Genomic DNA, 21,090 nt, shown 5'->3' with positions numbered 1-21,090 from the left:
GAAAGGCCAAAAAAGGCATTGGGCGGATTAACGCCTGCTGCCTATGCTGGCCTTCTGGCAGTAAGAACGAATACATTAACCATCCCGGACTCTAAAGCCTCGCGCTACTGAATACGGGGAGACGTCGGGGGGATTACCACGTCCCCCCCTCAATACAAAAACCGCTCCCGCAACGGCGTCAGCCCCAGCTCCTCAAGAATCGCCTCCGCACGCTCACGCGCATTCCCCCGCACCTGTCCCGTGCGCCGGGCAATGATGAGTTCGTTCTTCATCGAATGCTCCCAGCCCACCAGCTCGGTCACGCTCAGGCTGTAGCCGTGGGCTTCCAGCAGCAGGCAGCGCAGCACATTGGTGATCTGGCTGCCGAATTCGCGTGTATGGATGGGGTGGCGCCATAGTTCGGACAGGGGCGTGCGGCCCAAACTCTGGTTCTTGAATTGGCGCAGTGTGGCGGCGACTTCTGCCTGGCAGCAGGGCACCAGTACGATGGCGCGGGCCTGCTTGGCCAGGGCAAAGCGGATGGCGTCATCGGTGGCCGTATTGCAGGCATGCAGCGCGGTGACGATGTCCACGGTGGCGGGCAATTCGGCAGAGTCGATGGATTGCTCGACCGTCAGATCGAGAAACTGCATGCGAGGAAAGCCGAGTTTCGCCGCCAGTTCTCGTGAGCGCGTCACCAGTTCGGCACGACTTTCGATGCCGTATACATGACCACTTTCGCGTGCCTTGAAGAACAGGTCGTAGAGGATGAAGCCCAGGTAGGATTTGCCGGCACCGTGATCCACAAGGGTGACGTCATCGTGCGTGGCAAAGGCTTCTTCCAGCAGGGGTTCGATGAACTGGTACAGGTGATAGACCTGCTTGAGCTTGCGGCGGGAGTCCTGGTTGAGCTTGCCGTCGCGCGTCAGAATGTGCAGTTCCTTCAGCAGTTCGATGGACTGGCCGGGGCGCACGTCGGAGGGCAAGGCCGGGGTGTTGTCCTGGGCTGGTGTCGCGGGGAGTCTGGCTTTGCGGTTCATGCGGCATCCTTGTCGGCGGGCCGGATACAGAGTGCATCCCAGCCTTGCTGGCCCAGCTTCTCCATGGTCTCGATGTTGCGTTCGAAAATGCTGTCCGGGTCATGCGGGTAGTGTGCCAGTGCGCCCTCGATGCTGGCTTCGCGCAGCAGGTGCAGCGTGGGGTAGGGGGCGCGATTGGTGTAGTTGCCCAGGTCATCCGGCGAGGTGTCGGCAAACTGGAATTGTGGGTGAAAGCTGGCAACCTGCAGGACGCCGTCCAGGTCGTGTTCTTCGACGATGTCCTCGGCCAGACCGACCAGGTCATTGAAGGTTTCGAAGTCGCCAAACAGAGACGGGTGGATCAGCAGCGTCGTGTCGATTTCCTGTGGATCGGCGGCTGCCAGCAGTTCCAGTTCGCTGTCCAGTTGCTCCAGGAATGCGTCAAGGTGGCGGGCATCGCTGACGACAAAGCGTACGCGGTTGGCAAGATAGACGGATTTGGAGAAAGGACAGAGGTTCAGGCCGATGACGGCTTTTTCCAGCCAGTGACGCATGGCGGCGATGATGCTGTCGGAAGTGGGGCGGGTATCTGGATTCATCAGGGAATTGTAGTCGTTCGCGCCTGTCGGCGGGATCGGGGATAATGCTTGCTTTCTCTCTTAGTGGCAGTTTTCCATGGCGATCCAGTGGTTTCCCGGTCATATGACGTCGGCGCGCAAAAAGGCGTCCGAGACGATGGCGTCGACCGACGTTGTGATTGAGGTTGTTGATGCCCGCATCCCAGAGGCAAGTTGCAATCCGCTGGTCGATGAATTGCGGCGCTTTCGTCAGCGCCCATGCCTGAAGATACTGAACAAGACGGATCTGGCCGATCCCGTGGCGACCAAGGCGTGGATCGACTATTTCAATGCCCAGCCGGGAGTGAGCGCCGTAGCGCTTTCATGCAAGAGCGCCAACGATACTGCACGCGTGGTCAACCTGTGCCAGAAGCTGGCACCGCATCGCAATGATGGCGTCAAGCGCCTGCGGCTGATGATCATGGGGGTGCCCAACGTCGGCAAGTCCACGTTGATGAACGCCCTGCTCAAGCGCAAGGTGGCCAAGGTGGGCGATGAGCCCGCCGTCACCAAGTCCCAGCAGACACTGTCTTTCGGCACCCATATGACGCTGACCGACACGCCGGGCATGATGTGGCCCAAGATCCAGTACGACTCGGATGGTTTCATGCTGGCCGCCTGCCATGCCATCGGACGCAATGCGGTGATCGATGAGGAAGTTGCCGAATTCCTGGCAGGTATTTTGCTGGCACGGTATCCGCAATTGCTGGCGGATCGGTATCGGCTGGATTCGGCTCTTCCGGATGCCTGGAGCGTGATAGAGGCGATTGGCCGCCGACGCGGTTGCCTGCTCAAGGGCGGCGGCCTGGATGCGGAAAAAGCATCGCTGGTCCTGCTCAATGATTTTCGTATGGGGGTATTGGGCCGGATCAGCCTGGAAACGCCGCAAACCCGGGCACAGATGCTGTCAGAGGCGGCGCAGCGGGATCAGAAAGACGCTGCGCCTCCGGTTGATCATTAGGCCGTAAGTTCCTTGCGGACGATTTCCGCGCCTGCGCTCAGGGCCTGCAGTTTGCCTCGGGCGACCTGACGTGGCAGGGGGGCCATGCCGCAGTTGGTCGCGGGATAGAGTTTGTCGGCATCCACGAATTGCAGTGCCTTGCGCAGCGTGTTGGCGACTTCTTCGGCTGTTTCGATGGCGTGGGTGGCCACGTCAATGGCACCGACCATCACTTTTTTGCCTCGGATGAGTTCGATCAGGTCCATGGGCACATGGGAGTTCTGGCATTCCAGCGAGATGATGTCGATATTGGATTGCTGCAGCTTCGGGAAGGATTGCTCATATTGCAGCCACTCGGACCCAAGCGTTTTCTTCCAGTCTGTATTGGCCTTGATACCGTATCCGTAGCAGATATGGACGGCGGTTTCGCATTTGAGCCCTTCAATGGCCTTTTCCAGGGTGGCCACGCCCCAATCGTTCACTTCGTCAAAGAACACATTGAATGCAGGTTCATCGAACTGGATGATATCGACGCCGGCCGCTTCGAGTTCCCTGGCTTCCTGATTGAGGATCTTGGCAAATTCCCAGGCCAGTTTCTCGCGGCTTTTGTAGTGGTTGTCATAGAGCGTATCGATCATCGTCATGGGGCCAGGCAGCGCCCATTTGATGGGTTGGCTGGTTTGCTGGCGCAGAAACTTGGCGTCTTCGACGAACACGGGTTTCTGGCGAGAAACAGCACCGACGACCGTCGGCACGCTGGCATCATAGCGATCACGGATTCTGACGGTCTCACGCTTTTCGAAATCGACGCCGCTGAGGTGCTCAATGAACGTCGTGACAAAGTGCTGGCGGGTTTGCTCGCCATCGCTGACGATGTCGATGCCAGCCAGCTGTTGTTCTTGCAGGGACAGCAGCAGGGCATCCTGTTTGCCTTCAACCAGCTCTTCGCCTTGCAGCTTCCAGGGGGACCAGAGCGTTTCCGGCTGTGCCAGCCAGGAGGGTTTGGGCAGGCTGCCGGCGGTGGAGGTAGGGAGCAATTTCTTCATGATGAGTAACCTTGTTTTTTGCGAATCAAAGCGCGTGATGGGCGGCGGACCACTGCGCGAGGAGGGTCTGGTGTGGCTTGATGAAGTGCTCTTCGACAAACTTGCCCTGTTCGATGGCCAGTCGGCTGCGCTCTTCCCGATCATAGACAATTCGGGTGAGCGAATAGTCCTGGTGTTTCAGGCTGGGCTGGTAGGATTTTCCTGCTGCAGAGTTGGCGTTGTAAATCTCAGGCCGGTAGATCTTCTGGAAGGCTTCCATCGTGCTGATGGTGCCGATCAGCTCAAGGTCGGTGTAATCGTTGAGCAGGTCGCCAGAGAAATAAAAAGCCAGAGGAGCTACGCTGCCCGGCGGCATGAAATAGCGGACCTTCAATCCCATCTTGTCGAAATATTCGTCGGTCAGGGAATATTCGTCTTGCTGGTATTCCACGCCCAGCACGGGATGCTGGTTTTCTGTGCGATGGTAGGTCTTGCTGCTCGATACGCTCAGGCAGATGACAGGCTGTTTCCTGAAGTGCTCCCGGTAGGTGATTGAATTGACGAAGTGCTTGAACAGCTTGCCATGCAGGTCGCCAAAGTTTTCCGGCGTGCTGAATCCTGACTGGTTCTGGTTGTGTTCCAGCAGTAATACGCTGAAGTCATAATCGCGCACATAAGATGAGAAATTATTTCCTGTGATGCCCTCGATGCGTGTATTGGTGCGCATGTCGATAATATGGGTCTTCAATATTTCAATCAGAGGGAGGGCGTTGCCAGCGTTGGCGGCACCCATTTGCATTTCAATGGAAATGATGTCGAGCTCGACTGCATAACGATCGCCGTTGGGATTGTCCCAATGGGCCAGTACGTTGAAGCGGTTATTGATCATCCTCAAGGTGTTGCGCAGGTTTTCCTGGCGGCTGCTGCCTCGGGCCAGATTGGCAAAGTTGGTGGTAATGCGCGTGTTGTCCGAGGGCTGGTAATTTTCGTCGAAACGAATGCTCTTGAGGGTAAAGGTAAAATCGTTATTCATTGCAGCGTGGAATCCTGAATTCTGAGGTGGGGCTGAATTGATTTATTTTCCAGAATTATTGATTTTGTTTTCTGGATTTTTTGATTGATGTTTTTTATAGTGATCTACAATCAGGGCAAGTGCGCATTTTATGATGAGCCAGTGATGAGGGGCTTGAATTAATTTCACGCTAGTATTAGTTTTTCTCATATATACTGAACCCTGCCCGCCGCCGGCGGAACCACCTTGCAGTCCAGCCCAGGAGATTCCCATGCGACAAGTCCATTCCTTTTCCTTGCGTCCCGTTCTTGCCAGTGCACTGCTGGCCGGTGCAGCAGTGGTGCTCAGTGGCTGCACGACCACTACCCAGACCAGCCAGGCGACCGTGGCCGAGCAGCGTGCCGTCATCAACAGTGGCTATGATGCGACGCTGACGCGCCTGTACGAGGCAGCTCCGGCGGCGCGACAGATGGTGCAGGAGGCCAAGGGCGTCCTGGTGTTCCCGTCGGTCGTGGGGGCCAGCTTTATCGTGGGCGGAGAGTATGGCCGGGGTGAGTTGCGTATCAATGGCCAGAATGCCGGCTACTACAGCACGGGTGGCGGTTCGATCGGCTTTCAGGCCGGCGCGCAGTCGCAGGCAACGATCCTGCTGTTCATGACTCAGCAGGCGCTGGACAATTTCCTGCAGAAAAAGCAGAACTGGACGATCGGGGCGGATGCCAACGTCGCGATTGCCAATATCGGGGCCAATGGCCAGATTTCGTCCAATACAGTCAATTCGCCGGTGGTCGGGTTTGTCCTGAACAATGCGGGGCTGTCTGCCGGTGTGTCCTTGCAAGGCAACAGCATTCAGCAAATTGACCTTTGATCACGTGCCGGCCTGTTAGGGAGCGTATTGCATGATTCGTTGTATACACCTGACAACCGGCGCAGATGGCGAGTCCCACTTCACCGAAGGGCAGATTGATCTGCCCGCCGGTGAGCGTGGCGACAGCATCAGCAGCGTCGCCGGGGCACGGAGCATCTCGTTTCGGGAAACCAGTGGTGGTGGCAGTTTTGACTGGCACGATGCGCCCGAGCACCAGTTGGTCCTGACACTGAGTGGTACGCTGGAGTTCGAAACGCGCAGTGGTGCGCGTTTTCAATTGAATCCGGGTGATGTACTGTGGGCTGAAGATACCGCGGGAGGCGGGCATCGCTGGCGCTTGCTGGGGACCGACCCATGGCGACGGGCCTATGTGATCCTGTCGCCGGATGCCAGGGTGCCGTTCGTGCCGACTCAGGGGAACACGCATGCCAATTGATCACAACATGCCTGCCCGTGCCGATATCGTCATGGTGGGTGGCGGCATCATGAGTGCCACGTTGGCGACGGTGCTGAAAGAACTTGAGCCATCGCTGAATATCGTGATCCTGGAGGTGCTGGAGGATTGCGCCCAGGAAAGTTCGCATGGCTGGAATAACGCCGGTACGGGCCACGCCGCCAATTGCGAAATGAACTATACCCCTGCACGCGCTGACGGCAGCGTGGATATTTCCAAGGCGCTGGAGGTGAACACCGAGTTCGATCTGTCGCGCCAATTGTGGTCCTATCTGGTCAAAAAAGGGGCTATTCCGGATCCGCAGGCCTTTATCCATCCCTGTCCACACATGAGCTTTGTGTGGGGGCAAGAGAATGTGGCCTACCTGCGCCGTCGCTTTCAGGAGATGTCGGCGCACCATTGCTATCACGGCATGGAGTACAGCGAAGACCCGAAGCAGATCGAAGCCTGGGCACCGCTGATCATGGAAGGTCGTACCGGCAACGACCCCGTGGCCGCCACGCGCATCGTGACGGGGGCCGATGTGGATTATGGTGCACTGACGCACTTGCTCATTGGGCAGGTCACGGCACAGCCCGGTGTTTCAGTGCACTACCTGAAGCAAGTGACGGATCTGGCACGTACACCGGATGGCAAGTGGGGTATCGATGTCAAGGATACGGTGACACACCAGCACCAGCGCCTGGAGGCAGGGTTTGTCTTTATCGGTGCGGGTGGCGGGGCGTTGGAGCTGCTGCAGAAGTCCGGCATCCCTGAAGGCCATGGCTATGGCGGTTTTCCTGTCAGCGGTATCTGGCTGCGCTGTGATGTGACGGACGTCAGCGAGCGCCATCATGCCAAGGTCTATGGCAAGGCGGCGCATGGCTCTCCGCCCATGTCGGTGCCGCACCTGGATACACGCATCATCGGCGGCAAGAAATCGGTGCTGTTCGGGCCGTATGCCGGTTTTTCCAGCCGTTTCCTCAAGCATGGTTCGCTGACCGACCTGTTCCGCTCCGTGCGTCCCGGCAATGTCCTGCCGATGCTGGACGTGGCCAAGGACAACTGGCAACTGACCGAGTACCTGGTGTCGCAGGTGTTGCAGAGCCCGGCACATCAGTTCGAAACGCTGCGCCAGTTCTATCCGAATGCGCGCCGGCATGACTGGGCAACTGCCGTGGCCGGGCAGCGTGTGCAGATCATCAAGCCGGGCAAGGATACGGCGGGGATGCTGGAGTTCGGTACCGAACTGATCGCGTCGGCCGACAAATCACTGGCGGCCTTGCTGGGCGCTTCTCCAGGTGCCTCGACGGCAGCTTTCATCGCTCTGGAAGTGTTGCAGAAATGCTTTGCCGACAGGTTGACGCCGGAGGGCTGGCTGCCCCGGCTCAAGGCGATCATCCCGACCTACGGCGTGGACCTCAGGGTGGATGCCGATGCCTGCCGCGAGATCCGGCAATCAACGGCGGCCACGCTGAATCTGACGTTTGTCTGACCAGGACGGGCCATGAGTGCATGAGTGGCCCGATTCCTGCAACATAACGGTTGATCCGTTCTAAAACGCCGGATGAATACTCAGCGCGCACAGCGCTGATAACTGGCATAGGGGTCGGCCTGATTCCTGGTGCAATGTATTGAATGCATCCTGCACGGCCTGCAGGTCGCGCTGGCTGGTGGGTTCGCGGGCAATGATGCCTGCCGCGACCAGCCGCGCCACGACATCGCTGGTCAGCAAAAAGGTGTCCTTGCCGACCAGGCGCAGGAAGCCGGCGGCCGAGCGTCCTCCCAGCCGGGCCCCGCGTTTGGCGAGTAGCTTCCACAGGCCGATGATATCGGTCACTGGCCAGGCAGCGATAAAGGCACCGAAGCTGCAGTTCTGTTCTGCGCATATATCGAGGATGAAGCGGGCATTTCCGGGGATAGTCTGCAGTTTGGTGCGGTCGCGGATGAGCTGTTTGTTCTGCATGTGGTTTTCGATGGCGGTTGCGTCGAGCCGGGCCATGCGCTCCGGTTCAAAACCTGCGAAGACCTGTTCGAACACCGGCCATTTTGCATCGACCATGGTGTGTTGCACACCGGCCTGGAAGACCCGTCGGCTCATGGCCGACAGGTATTGCGCGTCTCGGGTGTGCCGCAATTCGTCCGGCGTACGTGCCTGAGGCAGAAAGGCTTCCAGTTCGGCATCGGAGTCAAAACGTGCGCGTACCGTGTCGTAGAGCCATGGGTAGGTTAACTGCACTGTCGTTCCTTCATTTCAGGTTACGCAGCGCACGCTGGCAGATCCGCTGCGTGGCTGTTGTCGGCTGTCCCTGCAGCCATTGGTCGCACAGATCGGCAACCCAGGCAGGTTGATCCTTGCCTGCATCATTGAGCCAGTTTGCCACGGAATCCTGCACATAGACTGACGGGTCTGCCCGTAGAGGTTGCAGGATAGGCAAGGCGCGTTCAGGCTGTTGCTTGAATGGGGGCAGGTGAGCACACCAGACACCGCGTGGCCGCAGCGCTTCGCAGGCAAAACGGCGCAGGCGTTCGGACGGGGAGGAGGTCCAGTTGGTCAGCAGGGCAATGGCTGCTTCCAGTTGCACGGCCAGGTGCGGGCGTATGGCCATCCAGGCCCATTCGCGTACGCCGAAGTGGTTATCATCCGCCAGTGGCTGGATGGCGGCCAGGCGTTCTGCAAGAGGCTGGTCGGGTTGTGCGCCGATCATGAAGCAGGCCCAGCCGCGTACGGTGTCGGCAGGGTGTGTCTGGCAGGTGGCGAGGCCGGCGCTGCCCAGCGTATCCAGCAGGATGTTGCCGATGGCTGCCATGCGCTTGAGAATGCCCAACTGGCAGGCTGCATCGGCGGCCTGCAATGCGTGCCCGGGCAGATCCGGAAATACGGTACGCAGCAGTCGGGCCTGATCCAGCGCCAGGCTTTCGGCCAGCGTGGCACTTTGCATTTCTCCGCAGGATAGTGCGTGCAGCACGTCGGCTGGAATATCGGCGGTGCGGGTGGCCCCCTTGCGGGGAGATGGCGTATTCAAGCGGCGGTCCTTGGGGGGCAGGTTGGTGGCTGATTCGTCTGGCTGGACGTGTCAGGGGTATGTGCAGTGTAGGCGATCCGGGTATTGGTCTGATTACGAAGGTACATCCGAGGAAAATGGCAGGAATCTGCTTGCAGTATTGGCACCGGACGCAACCTGGACCGAGGCGGCTGGTTTTCCCTATGCAGGGACGTATGTCGGACCGGAGGCGATCGTCGGTAATGTCTTTCAGCGGTTGGCCACGGAGTGGGACGGCTACCAGGCAAAGGTGCATACCTATCTCGCCGAGGGTGAGCGGGTAGCTGCGTTCGGGGTGTATTCAGGTACCTATCGGTTGACCGGCAAGCATATGACAGCGAGCTTTGCCCACCTATATCAACTGCGGGACGGGCAAATCATCAGCATGGAACAGTATGTCGACAGCGCCCAGGTGCGGGCTGCCATGATCTAGTGGGTGTCCACCTGCCCGGCCGGGGCTGCTGCTTTTAGTCCGTCGAAGTTCTCGAAATGCCAGGTTTCCTGGATTTTTCCAGCGTCGATGCGATGCATGTCCATGCCACTGAAACATACCTCGCGGCCGGACGCTTTCCATGTGTCGAAATCGGCGACGTGGCGTCCGCGCATGGTGATCCGGCAGACGACCAGATCGTGCTCGGCCACGACGGCCTCGATGTCGATGTGAAAGCGCTCGAATGCCGCATGGGTCAGTTCGACGGCGCGCTTGAAGCCTGCTGGTGTATTGGGCTGGCCGGGGTCGGCGGGATGGTTGACCCAGCCGGCGGCCAGGAGATGGTCGAAGGCTGAGACATCATTATTGTTGAAGGCGTGATAGAAAGCCTGGGCGATAGCGGTATGGGTGTTCATGGGAATGCCTTGTCTGTATCAGGGGGCGGGTTGTGGCAGTTCGCCGGGTCCGTTCGCCTGTGCGCCGTCCGTCAGCGCAGGGAGATTCAATTCAATCCAGTCGGCCAGTTCCCTGACGCGGATGGCGGCCTCGTGGCCCAGCGGTGTCAGTGTGTAATCGACGTGGGGTGGCACGACCTTGTGGGCATGTCGCTCCAGCATTCTGTCTTTCTCGAGCAACTGCAGTGTCTGGGCCAGCATGCGCTCACTGACGCCGCCGATGTTGCGTCGCAATTGGCTGAAACGTTGCGTACCGCCCAGCAGCGCCAGCAGGACGAGTACGCCCCAGCGGCTGGTGAGGTGGGTCAGGATCTCGCGGGATGGACAGGCCGTCGCCATCACATCGCCGCGCAGCAGTTTTTCGGAAAGCGAGGCGGGCTCTGCAACGACTGCGGGTTGGGTTGATGCATGCAGGATAGGGGAGGTCGTCATATCCAATATCTATATACTTACATTTATGTATGTACTTACTATAAGTCAGTATTGGGTCTATAGTCGAGTGGAAGTTTGCTTTTTCGTTCAACCAAGGAGATTCACATGACTATTGCTGTAACGGGTGCATCGGGCCAACTCGGTCGTATCGTGATCGAAAAACTCAAGCAGAAGGTGCCTGCCGACCAGATCGTGGCGCTGGTGCGCAGTCCCGAGAAAGTGCAGTCGCTGGGGGTGTCGGCACGCGCTGCCGACTATGCCAAGCCTGCAACGCTGGTGCCGGCCCTGGCGGGTGTCGACACGCTGCTGCTGATTTCTTCCAGCGAAGTGGGGCAGCGCGCCGTCCAGCATGCCAATGTCATTGCGGCGGCCCGGCAGGCCGGCGTCAAGCGTATCGTCTACACCAGCCTGCTGGGGGCGGATCATTCACCGCTGAGTCTTGCGGACGAGCATCGCGCCACCGAGGCCGAGCTCAAGTCTGCGGGGGTGCCTTACACCATTCTGCGCAATGGCTGGTATACAGAGAACTATCTCGGCGCACTCGACGCGGCACTGGCACATGGTGCCCTGATCGGCAGCGCCGGCGAGGGGCGTATTGCCTCGGCTACGCGCGAGGATTTTGCGGAGGCGGCCGTCGCAGCCCTGACCGGTACGGGACACGAGGGGGCGACTTATGAACTGGCAGGCGATCATGCCTGGACGCTGAAGGACCTGGCTGCAGAAGTGAGCCGCCAGAGTGGCAAGCAGGTGGTCTACCAGGACTTGCCGGAAGCCGAGTATGCCAAGGCGCTGGTGGGGTTCGGCTTGCCGGAAGGTCTGGCGGCTGCCATTGCCTCGTGGGACGTCGGGGCATCCAGGGGAGCCCTGTTCTCGGAGGACAAGACGCTGTCCCGGCTGATCGGCCGTCCGACCACCTCACTGCAGCAGGCTGTGGCACAGGCGCTGGCAGCACGCTGAGCCAAGCCCGGCCAAGAGGCCGATTCGCCCTGCCTGGTGTATCGCCCTAGCGCCGGCCTTCCAGGAACATCCGTACCGCGAGTCCGGCCAGCACGGTGCCCATCAGCCAGCGCTGGATGACCTGCCAGAGCGGACGGCCGCCCAGGAAGACGGCGATGCTGCCGGCCATGATGGCGATCAGGGCATTGACGCTGACACTGACCAGGATCTGGACGAAACCGAGCATCAGTGACTGCGCCAGCACGCTGCCGTGATCCGGCGCGATGAACTGTGGCAGCAGCGACAGATACATGATGGCAATCTTGGGATTGAGCAGGTTGGTGACGAATCCCATCAGGAACAGCTTGCGCGGGCTGTCATGAGGCAGATCGCGTACCTGGAAGGGAGAGCGGCCACCGGGTTTTACGGCCTGCCAGGCAAGATAGAGCAGGTAAAGTGCACCGCCGATGCGCAAGGCGTCGTAGGCGTATGGAACGGCCATGACCAGTGCGGTAATGCCGAAGGCTGCGCACAGCATATAGAACACAAAGCCGAGGGCGACGCCGCCCAGTGAAATCAGACCGGCACGTCGCCCCTGACAGAGCGAACGCGAGATCAGGTAGATCATGTTGGGGCCGGGGGTGAGCACCATGCCGAGAGACACGAGTGCGAAGGCGATCAGGCTGGAGACTTCTGGCACGATATCGGGTTGCTTGTAGATGGAGTCGGGGGCAGGCTGGATACTTTTTGCTTGGCACTGGATGCGCGGCAGAGAGATAGATCACTGCCGTGACATCTTATCTTTTTTGTCGCAGTTCAGGCGATTTTCCGCAGCCATGCCAGCAACTGTTGTGGCACCGTTCCGACGGCAGCGGGGCCGGGAGACAGCAGCCAGTAGTGCGAACCATCTTCCACAAAGCCCAGCGGGGCCGACAGGACGCCACTGGCAAGGTCGTCGCAGGCCAGATGCCATGGCGCAATGGCGACGCCCAGGCCGGCGATGGCTGCCTGCAGGCTGAAATAGAAATGCTCGAACCATTGGGGGTGTCCTGCTGTCGGCTGCCTGGCCGGGCGGAGACGCTGTCCTGCGTGCCTGGCCCATTCGCTCCAGGCTTGCGGGCGCGTATGCGTATGCAGCCTGGGCGCATCTGCCCGCAGTGCCTGGGTTTCCGTGCCGGAAAACCATGTGGCAGCCTGATCGGGACGGCAGACCGGGCCGACCCGTTCCGCAAAGAGCGGTTCGGCATGTGTGCCGGCAGGCCAGGGGAAATCGTCGCGACGGATCGCCAGGTCAATACCGTCATCAAAGGTAAATGGGCCGCCCCCTGCGCTCAGGTGAATCTGCAGTTCGGGGTGACGAGCCTGGAACGCCGGCCAGCGGGGAATCAGCCAGCGCATCAGCAGCGTGGGCTCACAGGACAGTACCCATCGGCGGGTAGGGCGAGGGTGCGTACGCAGAGCGTCGGCCGCCTGTCGGATCGTTTCCAGGCCATCGCGCACCGCATGAAACAGCAGCCTGCCGGCATCATTGAGGAAGACTCGGCGCTGGCGACGTTCAAAAAGGGGCAGTCCCAGATGTACCTCCACCTGACGCACTGCCCGGCTGATGGCTCCGTGCGTGAGGTGCAACTCATCGGCGGCCCGGCTGAAATTCTCAAGGCGTGCGGCTGCCTCGAAACAGCGCAGGGCACCCAGCGGCGGCAGACTGTGTCGAGAATTCTGTGAGTCTGGCTCACTATATTGGTCAGCAATCATCGTTTTTCATTCAGTAAGCAATGGCTTAGGATCGCGGCTCTATACCCATTTGTGCTGGAATGAATCATGACGGAACTGCTTGCTGTTGTCACCATCACGATATTGGCGGTGATGAGTCCGGGGCCGGATTTTGCGATAGTGACGCGCAATAGCCTGGTGCTGTCGCGGCGTGCCGGCGTGCTGACTGCGCTGGGCATCGGGCTGGGTGTGCTGGTGCATGTGGCCTACACGCTGCTGGGTGTGGGGCTGTTGATTCGGCAGTCGCCCTGGCTGTTTGGTGTGGTCAAACTGGTGGGGGCGGCCTGGCTGGTCTGGCTGGGGGTGAAAATGCTGCGTAGCCGCCCGACCGCTCTGCAGCAGGATATCGCGCAGCCGGCCGTGGCGCTTTCAGATTTCATGGCGCTGCGCGTCGGTTTTCTGACCAATGCGCTCAATCCCAAGACCACGATTTTTATCGTCAGTCTGTTCATGCAAGTGGTAGGGCCGCAGACGCCGTTCGCTGTGCAGATTGGTTACGGTGTGTTTATCTCACTGGCACATATTGTCTGGTTCAGCCTGGTGGCGTTGTGCTTTTCTGCTGGGCAGGTGAGGTTGAAACTCCTGGCGTTTCGTCACTGGATCGATCGGGTGTTTGGTGCCTTGCTGGTTGGCTTTGGCGTGTTGCTGGGCCTGGCGAAAATATGATGTGGATCAATCCGTCTGATGCGATAAACCGACACTCTAATATCGCTGGCTGGTAGAGAGAGCTTGAATTAGAATTTCGTTTCACAACGCGACGGGATTTTAAATAATGCGTAATAACCTGCCGGTTACCCAAAACGCCTATGCCTTTCCCGCCGATCAGACGTTGATCTCGATCACGGATCTGAAAGGACGCATTACCTACTGCAATTCCAACTTCATTGCTGTCAGCGGCTTCAATCCATCGGAGTTGCTGGGGCAGGCGCACAATATCGTGCGCCATCCCGATATGCCCGAAGAAGCCTTCAGGGATATGTGGGAAACCATCCAGGCAGGTCTGCCCTGGACGGCATTGGTCAAGAATCGTCGCAAGAACGGCGACTACTATTGGGTCAGGGCCAATGTGACCCCCGTTCGTGATGGCGAGCGCACCGTCGGCTTCCTGTCGGTGCGTACGCGCGCAGCCGATGACGAGATTGCAGCGGCCGACAGTCTTTATGCCATGATGCGCCAGGAAGCCTCGGAAGGACGGCGGGTGCACGGCCTGCAGCGTGGTGCGGTGGTGCGTTGCACGCTGCCGGGACGTCTGGGACGTTGGCTGAAGCCCGGCATGCGTGGGCAGATCGTGGCGCTGTCTTTGCTGGCTGCTCTCATGCCGCTGGCTGCTGTATTGGCGGGTGCGCCGGTGTGGGGCGTGGCGACCGTGGCGGTTCTGGGGGCGGTATGCGCCGCCTGGCTGATGATGCATCTGATTCTGGGGCCTCTGAGGCAGGTCGTCGCCACGGCCAACCTGATGGCAGGCGGGGACCTGTCGCGTTTTGTCCAGGTTACAGGCAAGGGCGAAGTCGCCCAGTTGCAACTTGCGCTGGCTCAGTTGAATGTATCGGTACGTACGGTGGTACGCGATGTTCGCCATGAAGTGGCCAATCTGCTGGGAGGGACCCAGGAGATTGCCAATGGCAACAAGGACATGATGGCGCGTACCGAGACGCAGGCCAGCAACCTCGAAGAAACAGCTGCGACCATGGCGCAGATCTACAGCACTATCCAGCAGACCACGCAACTGGCCCAGCAAGGTGCCGAACGTGCCCGCCTGACCGCACAGGCTGTAGAGCGTGGCAATGGCGCCGTGCAGAGCGTCGCGAGCACCATGCAGGAAATCGAGGAGTCTTCTCAGCGTATCCAGGACATCATTCATGTGATCGAGGGTGTGGCATTCCAGACCAATATCCTGGCCTTGAATGCAGCGGTCGAAGCGGCACGCGCGGGCGAACAGGGACGCGGCTTTGCCGTAGTGGCCGCCGAAGTGCGGGCGCTGGCCCAGCGTACGGCCGGTGCAGCGAAGGAAGTGCGCAGCCTGATCGAAGAGTCCGGTCAGCGAGTCATGGCAGGGGGCCAGCGTGCCGCCGATGCCCTGGCGCGGATGGGGGAGGTGACTGGCGCAGTCGGCGAGGTCAGTGCAGTCCTTGAGCAGATCAGCCATGCTTCGCAGGAGCAGTCGGCAGGCGTGGGCCAGATCAATGATGCGATCTCAGGGCTGGATACGATCACTCAGCAGAATGCCGCCATGGTCGAGGATCTGGCTTCATCTGCCAACTCGCTCAACCGCCAGGTGGCATTGGTCCACAATACCATCCGTGTGTTCCGCCTGACCGAAAGGGACACCACTTTGGCCGAGACCGATGCCGTCGAGTTGCGTCGCCAGCAGCGTGGCGATGTGATTGATGATGCCGGTCATATCGATTTCGAGCAGGCCATCGCCAGCCACCAGCAATGGCGGGTGACGCTGCGCAATGCGATCAACCGCAAACTGACCATTGATCAGCGTGCCGGGCGCGATGATTGCTGCGCGCTGGGCGCTTGGCTGCTCGGACCCGGACGCCAGCAGTTCGAAGGCGAGCCAGCCTTTGCGACACTGTTCAGCGCCCATCGTAATTTCCATACCGAGGTGGGGGCCGTGGCTGACTTGATCAACCGCCGGCAGATGGATGAGGCCGAGCAGGCATTGGCGACCAATCGTCCGTTGCATCGGGCCGGTCAGACGCTGACCCAGGCCATCCGCAGTGCCGCTGGTCTGGAATGAAGACATTGCGTATCCTGGTGGTTGATGATGATGTGCTCAACCTGCGAATTGCGGCCAGATTACTGAAGGAGCTGGGGCATACCGGGGCACTGGCAAGCGATGGCGACAAGGCGCTGCGTTTGCTGGCCGAGCAGTCTTTCGATGTGATGATGCTGGACGTCAACATGCCACATCCTTGTGGTGATGCTACGTTGCGGGCGTTGCGCGCACGCGAACATACGGCGGGTGGCAAGCGTTTGCCGGTGTTGATGATTTCCGGCTATGTGACCGAGGCAACCCGTCATCATTTCATGGCTGCGGGAGCCAATGGTTTCGTCGAGAAACCTCTGGCGCTGGATGTGCTGGCGACCGAGCTGGCGCAATTGATACCGGGGTAGCCTATGCCGATTCCTGCCCTGCTCTGGTCGTGTGGCCTATTGGCACTGCTGGTACTGTGCGGCTGGTTTGGCTGGCGCTGGTCTGACGAAAGGGCTCGGCGCAGTCTGGTGCATATGGTTGGCATGCTGCGCCTGCGCAGCGATGCCGCTTGCCTTCTGGATGCCGATGGCTGTATCCATTGGTGCAATGATGCCTATGTTCAGTTGACCGGCTATGCCGAACGGGATCTGCTCCGGCGCTCCTGGCAGGCCTTGTTGTTTGCCAGTGTCGAGGACGCGGCTGCGCAACAGATTGTCGGTGATGCCCTGAAGGCGCGTCGCGAATTGCGCCGGGATGTCATGTTCATGAGCAAGCGCGGCGAGGTGCGCTGCATGATTGTCGAGCTACATCCGCTTTACAGCCTGTCCCGACGTCGTTTCCTGGGATACTTGGTGGTGCAGATCGATATCGACCAGCAGCGCAATGAGCGTCGCATGACATTGCTGGCGCTGCGTGATCGCCAGACGGTGCTGGATATCCTGGACCGTCATGCCATTGTGACGGAAACCGACCTGCAGGGGCGTATCACCCGTGTCAACGAGCGTTTCGTGCAGGTCAGTGGCTATCGTGCAGACGAATTGCTGGGCCGTAATCACCGCATGTTCAGCTCCGGACAGCATGATGCAGCGTTCTGGCGCGATCTGTGGGAGACAATCGGTCTGGGTGGTATCTGGCATGGCGAAATCTGCAACCGTGCCAAGGATGGTTCGCTGTACTGGCTAGACAGTGTGATCGCCTCGATGCCGGGGCCAGACGGCAAGCCGGCCAAGTATGTCTCGATTCGCTACGACATCACGGCGTTGATGCGCAGCCGCGATATGCTGGCCCGTACCGGGCGGATCGCCGGTATCGGTGGCTGGTACTGCAACCTGGATACGCGCACGCTGTATTTTACCGAGGCGGCCAGCGAAATCCTGGCCTTGCCGGGAGAGCAACTGCGGGTCGATGCCTTGCCGGTGGCGTTGCCTTCCGAAATGTGGCAGGCGTTCAGGGAACGGGTCCGGCATACCATGGCCACCGGCGAAGCATTTTCCCAGGAAATCCGTATCCGGCAGGCCGATGGGATCGCACTCTGGATGCGGGTTAGCTGTGAGGTCGAATATCTCAACGGCCGTGCTCACCGGCTGGTGGGCGCGGTACAGGATGTCAGTGCCCAGGTCGAGGCGCGACTGCGCATCGAAACCAGCGAGCGTATCCTGCGTTCTGCCATTGATGCGCTGGATGAGGCTTTTGCACTTTACGACGCGCAGGAACGGCTGATGCTGTGCAATGACAAATACCTGGATCTTCTGGGAGAGCGGCGTCACGAAGTCCGTATCGGCATGCCGATCGAACGCATCCTGAGACTGTCGATCGATGCCGGCAGTTATCTGGCAGCGCGTGCCGATCCCGACGGCTGGTATGCCAGTCAGTTGGCGATGTGGCGCCAGCCTTCACACCAGCAGCGCCTGCAACTGAGCAATGGGCGCTGGATCAAGCGCGTGGTGGCGGCCACGTCCGATGGCATGCGGGTCATGTTCTGCATCGACATCACCGACCTGCAGCAGGCGTTGGTCAATGCGGACAGTGCCTCGCGCAGTAAAAGCCAGTTCCTGGCCAACATGAGTCACGAGATCCGTACGCCCATGAATGCGATCATGGGACTGCTGCAATTGATTGAAACCACCGGAGTCCGCCCGGAACAGGCTGATCTGCTGCGCAAGACAGAAGGGGCAGCGCGTTCGCTGCTGGAAATCCTCAACGATATTCTGGATTTTTCCAAGGTCGAGGCCGGTAAGATGAAGCTGGACCCAGAGCCTTTTGCGCTGGATGAATTGCTCTCTGATGTCTCGACGATCCTGTCCGGCACCCTGGGCGAAAAAAAGCTGGAGCTGATCTACGATGTCGACCCGGCCATTCCGGCCGTATTGATTGGCGACGCTCTGCGACTCAAGCAGGTCCTGATCAATCTGGGTGGCAATGCCATCAAGTTCACGGCGCGTGGCGAGGTGAGACTGGCATTGCGCCTGGTCAGCCAGGATGACAGCGGTGCTCGGCTGGAGTGCCGGGTACTGGATACCGGTATCGGCATCAACAAAGAAGCCCTGAGGCATATTTTCACTGGCTTCAGCCAGGCAGAAGCGTCCATCTCTCGCCGCTTTGGCGGAACGGGACTGGGCCTGGCCATCAGTCATCGCCTGGTGGAACTGATGGGCGGGGAGTTGCGCGTTGACAGTGAGCCTGGCAAGGGTAGCTGTTTCTTCTTTGAAATCGTGTTGCAGCCAGGTCGTGACCGGCAGGTACATCTTTGTGGGGTGTGTCACGATACCCGTGGTGCGCAGGCCTTGCTGCTGGAACCGCATGCGGTCTCCCGTGCCATGCTGAGCCGGTTGCTGGAGCAGCAGGGGGGATGGCAGGTTGTGGCATGCAGCGATGCGATACAGGCAGGGGACGTGCTGGATACCTTGCATGATTGGCCTGCCGTGGCGCTGGTCAGTGCCGAGGCATCGGGCCACGAGCTATTGATCGAGCGTCTACGGCATGGCCCGGATCCCGGTTGCCCGCCTGCAATTGTCCTGGCGACTTCGCATCCGCGGCCGCCGCAGGCAGGCATGCCGGTGCTGTGCAAGCCGCTGACGTTTTCAATGCTGTGCGCGGCCTTGCGTGGTCGCGCACCGGATGCGCCCCCGACATCGTCCGAGCATGTCGTGCGCCGTTTAGAGGGGATCAGGCTGCTGCTGGTCGAAGACAACGATATCAATCAGGAAGTGGCGACCCGTCTGCTGGAACGGGAGGGTGCACGGGTACGTGTGGCTGCCAATGGACAGCAGGGCTTGCAGGCACTGGATGCCGAACCTGACGGCTACGATCTGGTCCTGATGGATATGCAGATGCCGGTGATGGATGGTCTGCAGGCGACCTATGCGATTCGCCGGGATGGACGACATGCAGGGCTGCCCATCGTCGCCATGACGGCCAATGCCATGCAGTCAGACCGGGATGCCTGCATGGCGGCAGGCATGGATGCCCATATCGGCAAGCCCTTTCATCTTGAGGATCTGGTGGCCGTGATTCGACGCTACCTGCGCGATGAGCGCAGGTCAGACGTTATGGAAACGCTTCCGGCGGTCAGGCGGCAGTTGCCCGTTGCGCCATTGCAGGACGAGACTGCAATGGTATTCGACGCGCCGCTTGCCCTGACGAGGCTGGGGCAGGACAAGGTGCTGTACAGTCGCCTGCTGGAGGATTTCAGGCCTGCTGCGAAGCGGCTGCTCGAAGCCGCCCGTACTGCGCTCGAGATGGCCGATGCGCGGGCATTGCGCAGTACCATTCATCAATTGAAAAGTACGGCGGCTGCCACAGGTGCGGATCGCCTGGCGGCGGCCTGCGCGGTGCTTGAACGCGAAGTCGTGGCGGGTGGTCTGGAGGCTGATGAGTCAGGGCAATCGCTGCCGGCATACTGGCATGATGCTGTGACGGATCTGGAGCAGATGCTGGCCGAGGCTCTGGAGGCACATGCAGGCTGGCTGGCACAGCATGAACCGCCCGTGCTGGACATGCCGGACTCCGCTGCCTCCCAGGCGTCTGGTAATGACCTGGCAGTTTGCCTGGCGGCCCTGGCCGAAGCGCTGGCAAGCAGCGACATGGCGGCATTCGACCTGTTCGATGATCTGATGGCGCGGCATGTCGATGCCCTGGGCGACAGCGCGGCTGCTCTGTCTGCGGCGATGGCAGATTTCAATACCGATGCGGCACTGAGTGTGGTGCAACGTGCGCAGGCGCGCTGGAGAAAATCGCCTGCGTCATGATTGGCAGGCTTCGTGCAATGCCTGCTGCCACTCATCTGCCAGGCATTGCACCAGAGCCGCTGCGGGCATGGCACGTGCCCGTGCGACGCCCTGGCCGGCCCAGTATGCGGCGTAGGCCGGGTTGCCTTGGGTTGCTGCTGCCTGGATCAATGCCTTGCCGGCCGTGTAGGCATTGGGGTAGGCGGCAATCGGTGGCGCGTCTGCTGTCAGCAGGTGATGCATGCGATTGGCAAGACCGCGTGCCGGCCGTCCTGAAATGGTGGCGGTGATGTCGGTCTGGCCGGGCTGTGCCTGCTGCAGTGCGGCTCGGTAGGTCGGGGCTGCGGATGATTCCGGGCACAGGATGAATGCCGTACCCAGTTGTGCACCCGCAGCGCCGAGCATCTGTACGGCTGCCAGGTCACGGCCATCCATCAGTCCGCCCGCCGCGATCACGGGAAGGCGGCAGCTTTGCCTGAGCTGGCCCAGCAGCACCGGCAGGCTTTGCCGGGCATCATGATCCGGGTCGAAGCAGCCGCGATGCCCGCCAGCCTCCATGCCCTGGGCAATCAGCATATCCATGCCTGCCTGCTCTGCCTGATCTGCTTCGACCTGCGTGGTGATGCAGGCGATCAACAGGATGCCTGCCTGATGCAGGGCGGTGACCCAGCGGGTATCGGGCAATCCGAAGTGAAAGCTGACGACTGGCGGACGGCGGTCGAGCAGCATCTCCAGCATGGCATCATTGCCCAGCGCGGTTCCATACGCAGGTGCCAGATTCGCTGGTGGCGTGGCACCGAGCCTCTGGAAATGGGGGGTCAGGTACGTCAGCCAGGCGCTGTCGCGTGCAGGGTCATGGGCCGGTGGCTGATGGCAGAAGAAATTCACATTGAAAGGCCTGTCGGTCAGTGCGCGCAGGCTGTCAATCTGATTGGCTGCCTGTTCGACACTGACGGTTCCCAATGCCAGCGAACCCAGTGCGCCCGCTCGAGAGACGGCTGCTGCCAGTTGCGGTGTAGCGACACCGGCCATGGGAGCCTGGATGAGCGGAATGGTCAGATCAAGCCGGCGGGAAAGCGGACTGGCAATCGGCAGGGACATGATGGGTGGTCCTTTGGACATGAAGTGTGTCAATGGGGGCAGTGGTATAACGCAATAAATTCATTTTTTATGAATATAATATATTTTTTATTCTTC

22 protein-coding genes are annotated in these 21,090 nt (G+C 60.1%); 10 read left to right on the top strand and 12 right to left on the bottom strand.

Annotated elements, in window-relative coordinates; genetic code table 11:
- Positions 1-149: 149 nt before the first annotated feature.
- Positions 150-1,019: a class I SAM-dependent methyltransferase gene (locus DD235_RS05265; protein ID WP_109060932.1), complete on the bottom strand. Its 870-nt coding sequence runs from the start codon at positions 1,017-1,019 to the stop codon at positions 150-152.
- Positions 1,016-1,597: a DUF1415 domain-containing protein gene (locus tag DD235_RS05260; RefSeq protein ID WP_109060931.1), complete on the bottom strand. Its 582-nt coding sequence runs from the start codon at positions 1,595-1,597 to the stop codon at positions 1,016-1,018. Before DD235_RS05260 ends, DD235_RS05265 begins: the two co-directional genes overlap by 4 nt.
- Positions 1,598-1,673: 76 nt before the next feature.
- Here DD235_RS05260 and ylqF point away from each other — a divergent pair, with 76 nt between their 5' ends.
- Positions 1,674-2,576 (top strand): ribosome biogenesis GTPase YlqF, encoded by a 903-nt coding sequence (ylqF, locus tag DD235_RS05255; RefSeq protein WP_109060930.1) that lies wholly within the window; start codon positions 1,674-1,676, stop codon positions 2,574-2,576.
- Here the strand turns inward: ylqF and DD235_RS05250 are convergent.
- Genes DD235_RS05250 through DD235_RS16700 form a run of 3 tightly spaced genes read right to left on the bottom strand, consistent with a single transcriptional unit; the run spans position 2,573 to position 4,865 of the window.
- Complete coding sequence (locus tag DD235_RS05250; RefSeq protein WP_109060929.1) at positions 2,573-3,601, bottom strand: methionine synthase; 1,029 nt, start codon at positions 3,599-3,601, stop codon at positions 2,573-2,575. The two genes, ylqF and DD235_RS05250, sit on opposite strands and share 4 nt — an antisense overlap.
- Before the next feature lie 25 nt (positions 3,602-3,626).
- Positions 3,627-4,613: a DUF1852 domain-containing protein gene (locus DD235_RS05245; protein WP_109060928.1), complete on the bottom strand. Its 987-nt coding sequence runs from the start codon at positions 4,611-4,613 to the stop codon at positions 3,627-3,629.
- A gap of 42 nt (positions 4,614-4,655) precedes the next feature.
- Positions 4,656-4,865, bottom strand: a complete 210-nt coding sequence (locus DD235_RS16700; RefSeq protein WP_146193426.1) for a hypothetical protein — start codon at positions 4,863-4,865, stop codon at positions 4,656-4,658.
- Between DD235_RS16700 and DD235_RS05240 the strand changes: the two genes are divergently transcribed.
- The 3 genes from DD235_RS05240 to mqo are packed head-to-tail and all read left to right on the top strand — an operon-like array spanning position 4,864 to position 7,388.
- A complete protein-coding gene (locus DD235_RS05240) occupies positions 4,864-5,460 on the top strand; it encodes a BPSL1445 family SYLF domain-containing lipoprotein (RefSeq protein WP_109060927.1) in 597 nt (198 codons plus the stop codon). The genes DD235_RS16700 and DD235_RS05240 overlap by 2 nt on opposite strands.
- 31 nt (positions 5,461-5,491) lie before the next feature.
- A complete protein-coding gene (locus tag DD235_RS05235; protein WP_109060926.1) occupies positions 5,492-5,896 on the top strand; it encodes an AraC family ligand binding domain-containing protein in 405 nt (134 codons plus the stop codon).
- A complete protein-coding gene (mqo, locus tag DD235_RS05230) occupies positions 5,886-7,388 on the top strand; it encodes a malate dehydrogenase (quinone) (protein WP_204524193.1) in 1,503 nt (500 codons plus the stop codon). Before DD235_RS05235 ends, mqo begins: the two co-directional genes overlap by 11 nt.
- A 60-nt stretch (positions 7,389-7,448) precedes the next feature.
- Here mqo and DD235_RS05225 read toward each other — a convergent pair whose 3' ends face one another.
- Both DD235_RS05225 and DD235_RS05220 read right to left on the bottom strand, forming a co-directional pair.
- A complete protein-coding gene (locus DD235_RS05225) occupies positions 7,449-8,132 on the bottom strand; it encodes a DNA-3-methyladenine glycosylase I (protein ID WP_109060924.1) in 684 nt (227 codons plus the stop codon).
- A gap of 10 nt (positions 8,133-8,142) precedes the next feature.
- Positions 8,143-8,919, bottom strand: coding sequence for a DNA alkylation repair protein (locus DD235_RS05220; RefSeq protein WP_109060923.1), 777 nt, complete (start codon positions 8,917-8,919; stop codon positions 8,143-8,145).
- A gap of 61 nt (positions 8,920-8,980) precedes the next feature.
- Here DD235_RS05220 and DD235_RS05215 point away from each other — a divergent pair, with 61 nt between their 5' ends.
- Entirely contained in the window at positions 8,981-9,370 is a 390-nt protein-coding gene (locus DD235_RS05215; RefSeq protein WP_109060922.1) for a nuclear transport factor 2 family protein, read from the top strand.
- Here DD235_RS05215 and DD235_RS05210 read toward each other — a convergent pair.
- Positions 9,367-9,783 carry an ester cyclase gene (locus tag DD235_RS05210; protein WP_109060921.1) on the bottom strand — a complete coding sequence of 139 codons (417 nt, stop codon included), beginning with the start codon at positions 9,781-9,783 and terminating at the stop codon, positions 9,367-9,369. The two genes, DD235_RS05215 and DD235_RS05210, sit on opposite strands and share 4 nt — an antisense overlap.
- 18 nt (positions 9,784-9,801) lie before the next feature.
- Positions 9,802-10,254 carry a winged helix-turn-helix transcriptional regulator gene (locus DD235_RS05205; protein ID WP_109060920.1) on the bottom strand — a complete coding sequence of 151 codons (453 nt, stop codon included), beginning with the start codon at positions 10,252-10,254 and terminating at the stop codon, positions 9,802-9,804.
- Positions 10,255-10,359: 105 nt separating this feature from the next.
- Between DD235_RS05205 and DD235_RS05200 the strand changes: the two genes are divergently transcribed.
- Complete coding sequence (locus tag DD235_RS05200) at positions 10,360-11,211, top strand: SDR family oxidoreductase (RefSeq protein ID WP_109060919.1); 852 nt, start codon at positions 10,360-10,362, stop codon at positions 11,209-11,211.
- Positions 11,212-11,257: 46 nt separating this feature from the next.
- Here DD235_RS05200 and DD235_RS05195 read toward each other — a convergent pair whose 3' ends face one another.
- Both DD235_RS05195 and DD235_RS05190 read right to left on the bottom strand, forming a co-directional pair.
- Entirely contained in the window at positions 11,258-11,842 is a 585-nt protein-coding gene (locus DD235_RS05195) for a LysE family translocator (protein WP_420810444.1), read from the bottom strand.
- A gap of 164 nt (positions 11,843-12,006) precedes the next feature.
- Positions 12,007-12,945 carry a LysR family transcriptional regulator gene (locus tag DD235_RS05190; protein ID WP_109060917.1) on the bottom strand — a complete coding sequence of 313 codons (939 nt, stop codon included), beginning with the start codon at positions 12,943-12,945 and terminating at the stop codon, positions 12,007-12,009.
- A 66-nt stretch (positions 12,946-13,011) separates the two neighbouring features.
- On the opposite strand from DD235_RS05190, the gene DD235_RS05185 reads away from it, so the two are divergent.
- The 4 genes from DD235_RS05185 (at position 13,012) to DD235_RS05170 (ending at position 19,914) form a co-directional block, all read left to right on the top strand.
- Positions 13,012-13,629 (top strand): LysE family transporter, encoded by a 618-nt coding sequence (locus tag DD235_RS05185; protein WP_109060916.1) that lies wholly within the window; start codon positions 13,012-13,014, stop codon positions 13,627-13,629.
- A gap of 106 nt (positions 13,630-13,735) precedes the next feature.
- Positions 13,736-15,709: a methyl-accepting chemotaxis protein gene (locus DD235_RS05180; protein WP_109060915.1), complete on the top strand. Its 1,974-nt coding sequence runs from the start codon at positions 13,736-13,738 to the stop codon at positions 15,707-15,709.
- Positions 15,706-16,086, top strand: a complete 381-nt coding sequence (locus DD235_RS05175) for a response regulator (RefSeq protein WP_109060914.1) — start codon at positions 15,706-15,708, stop codon at positions 16,084-16,086. Before DD235_RS05180 ends, DD235_RS05175 begins: the two co-directional genes overlap by 4 nt.
- Before the next feature lie 3 nt (positions 16,087-16,089).
- Positions 16,090-19,914, top strand: a complete 3,825-nt coding sequence (locus DD235_RS05170; protein WP_109060913.1) for a PAS domain S-box protein — start codon at positions 16,090-16,092, stop codon at positions 19,912-19,914.
- On the opposite strand, the gene DD235_RS05165 is transcribed toward DD235_RS05170, so the two are convergent.
- Complete coding sequence (locus DD235_RS05165; protein ID WP_109060912.1) at positions 19,909-20,994, bottom strand: NAD(P)H-dependent flavin oxidoreductase; 1,086 nt, start codon at positions 20,992-20,994, stop codon at positions 19,909-19,911. The genes DD235_RS05170 and DD235_RS05165 overlap by 6 nt on opposite strands.
- Positions 20,995-21,090 lie beyond the last annotated feature (96 nt).

This window comes from Corticimicrobacter populi (assembly GCF_003123725.1).
Lineage (GTDB): Bacteria > Pseudomonadota > Gammaproteobacteria > Burkholderiales > Burkholderiaceae_B > Corticimicrobacter > Corticimicrobacter populi.
The sequence above is the reverse complement of the archived record's forward strand: the minus strand, read 5'-3'. Positions and strand labels throughout refer to the sequence as shown.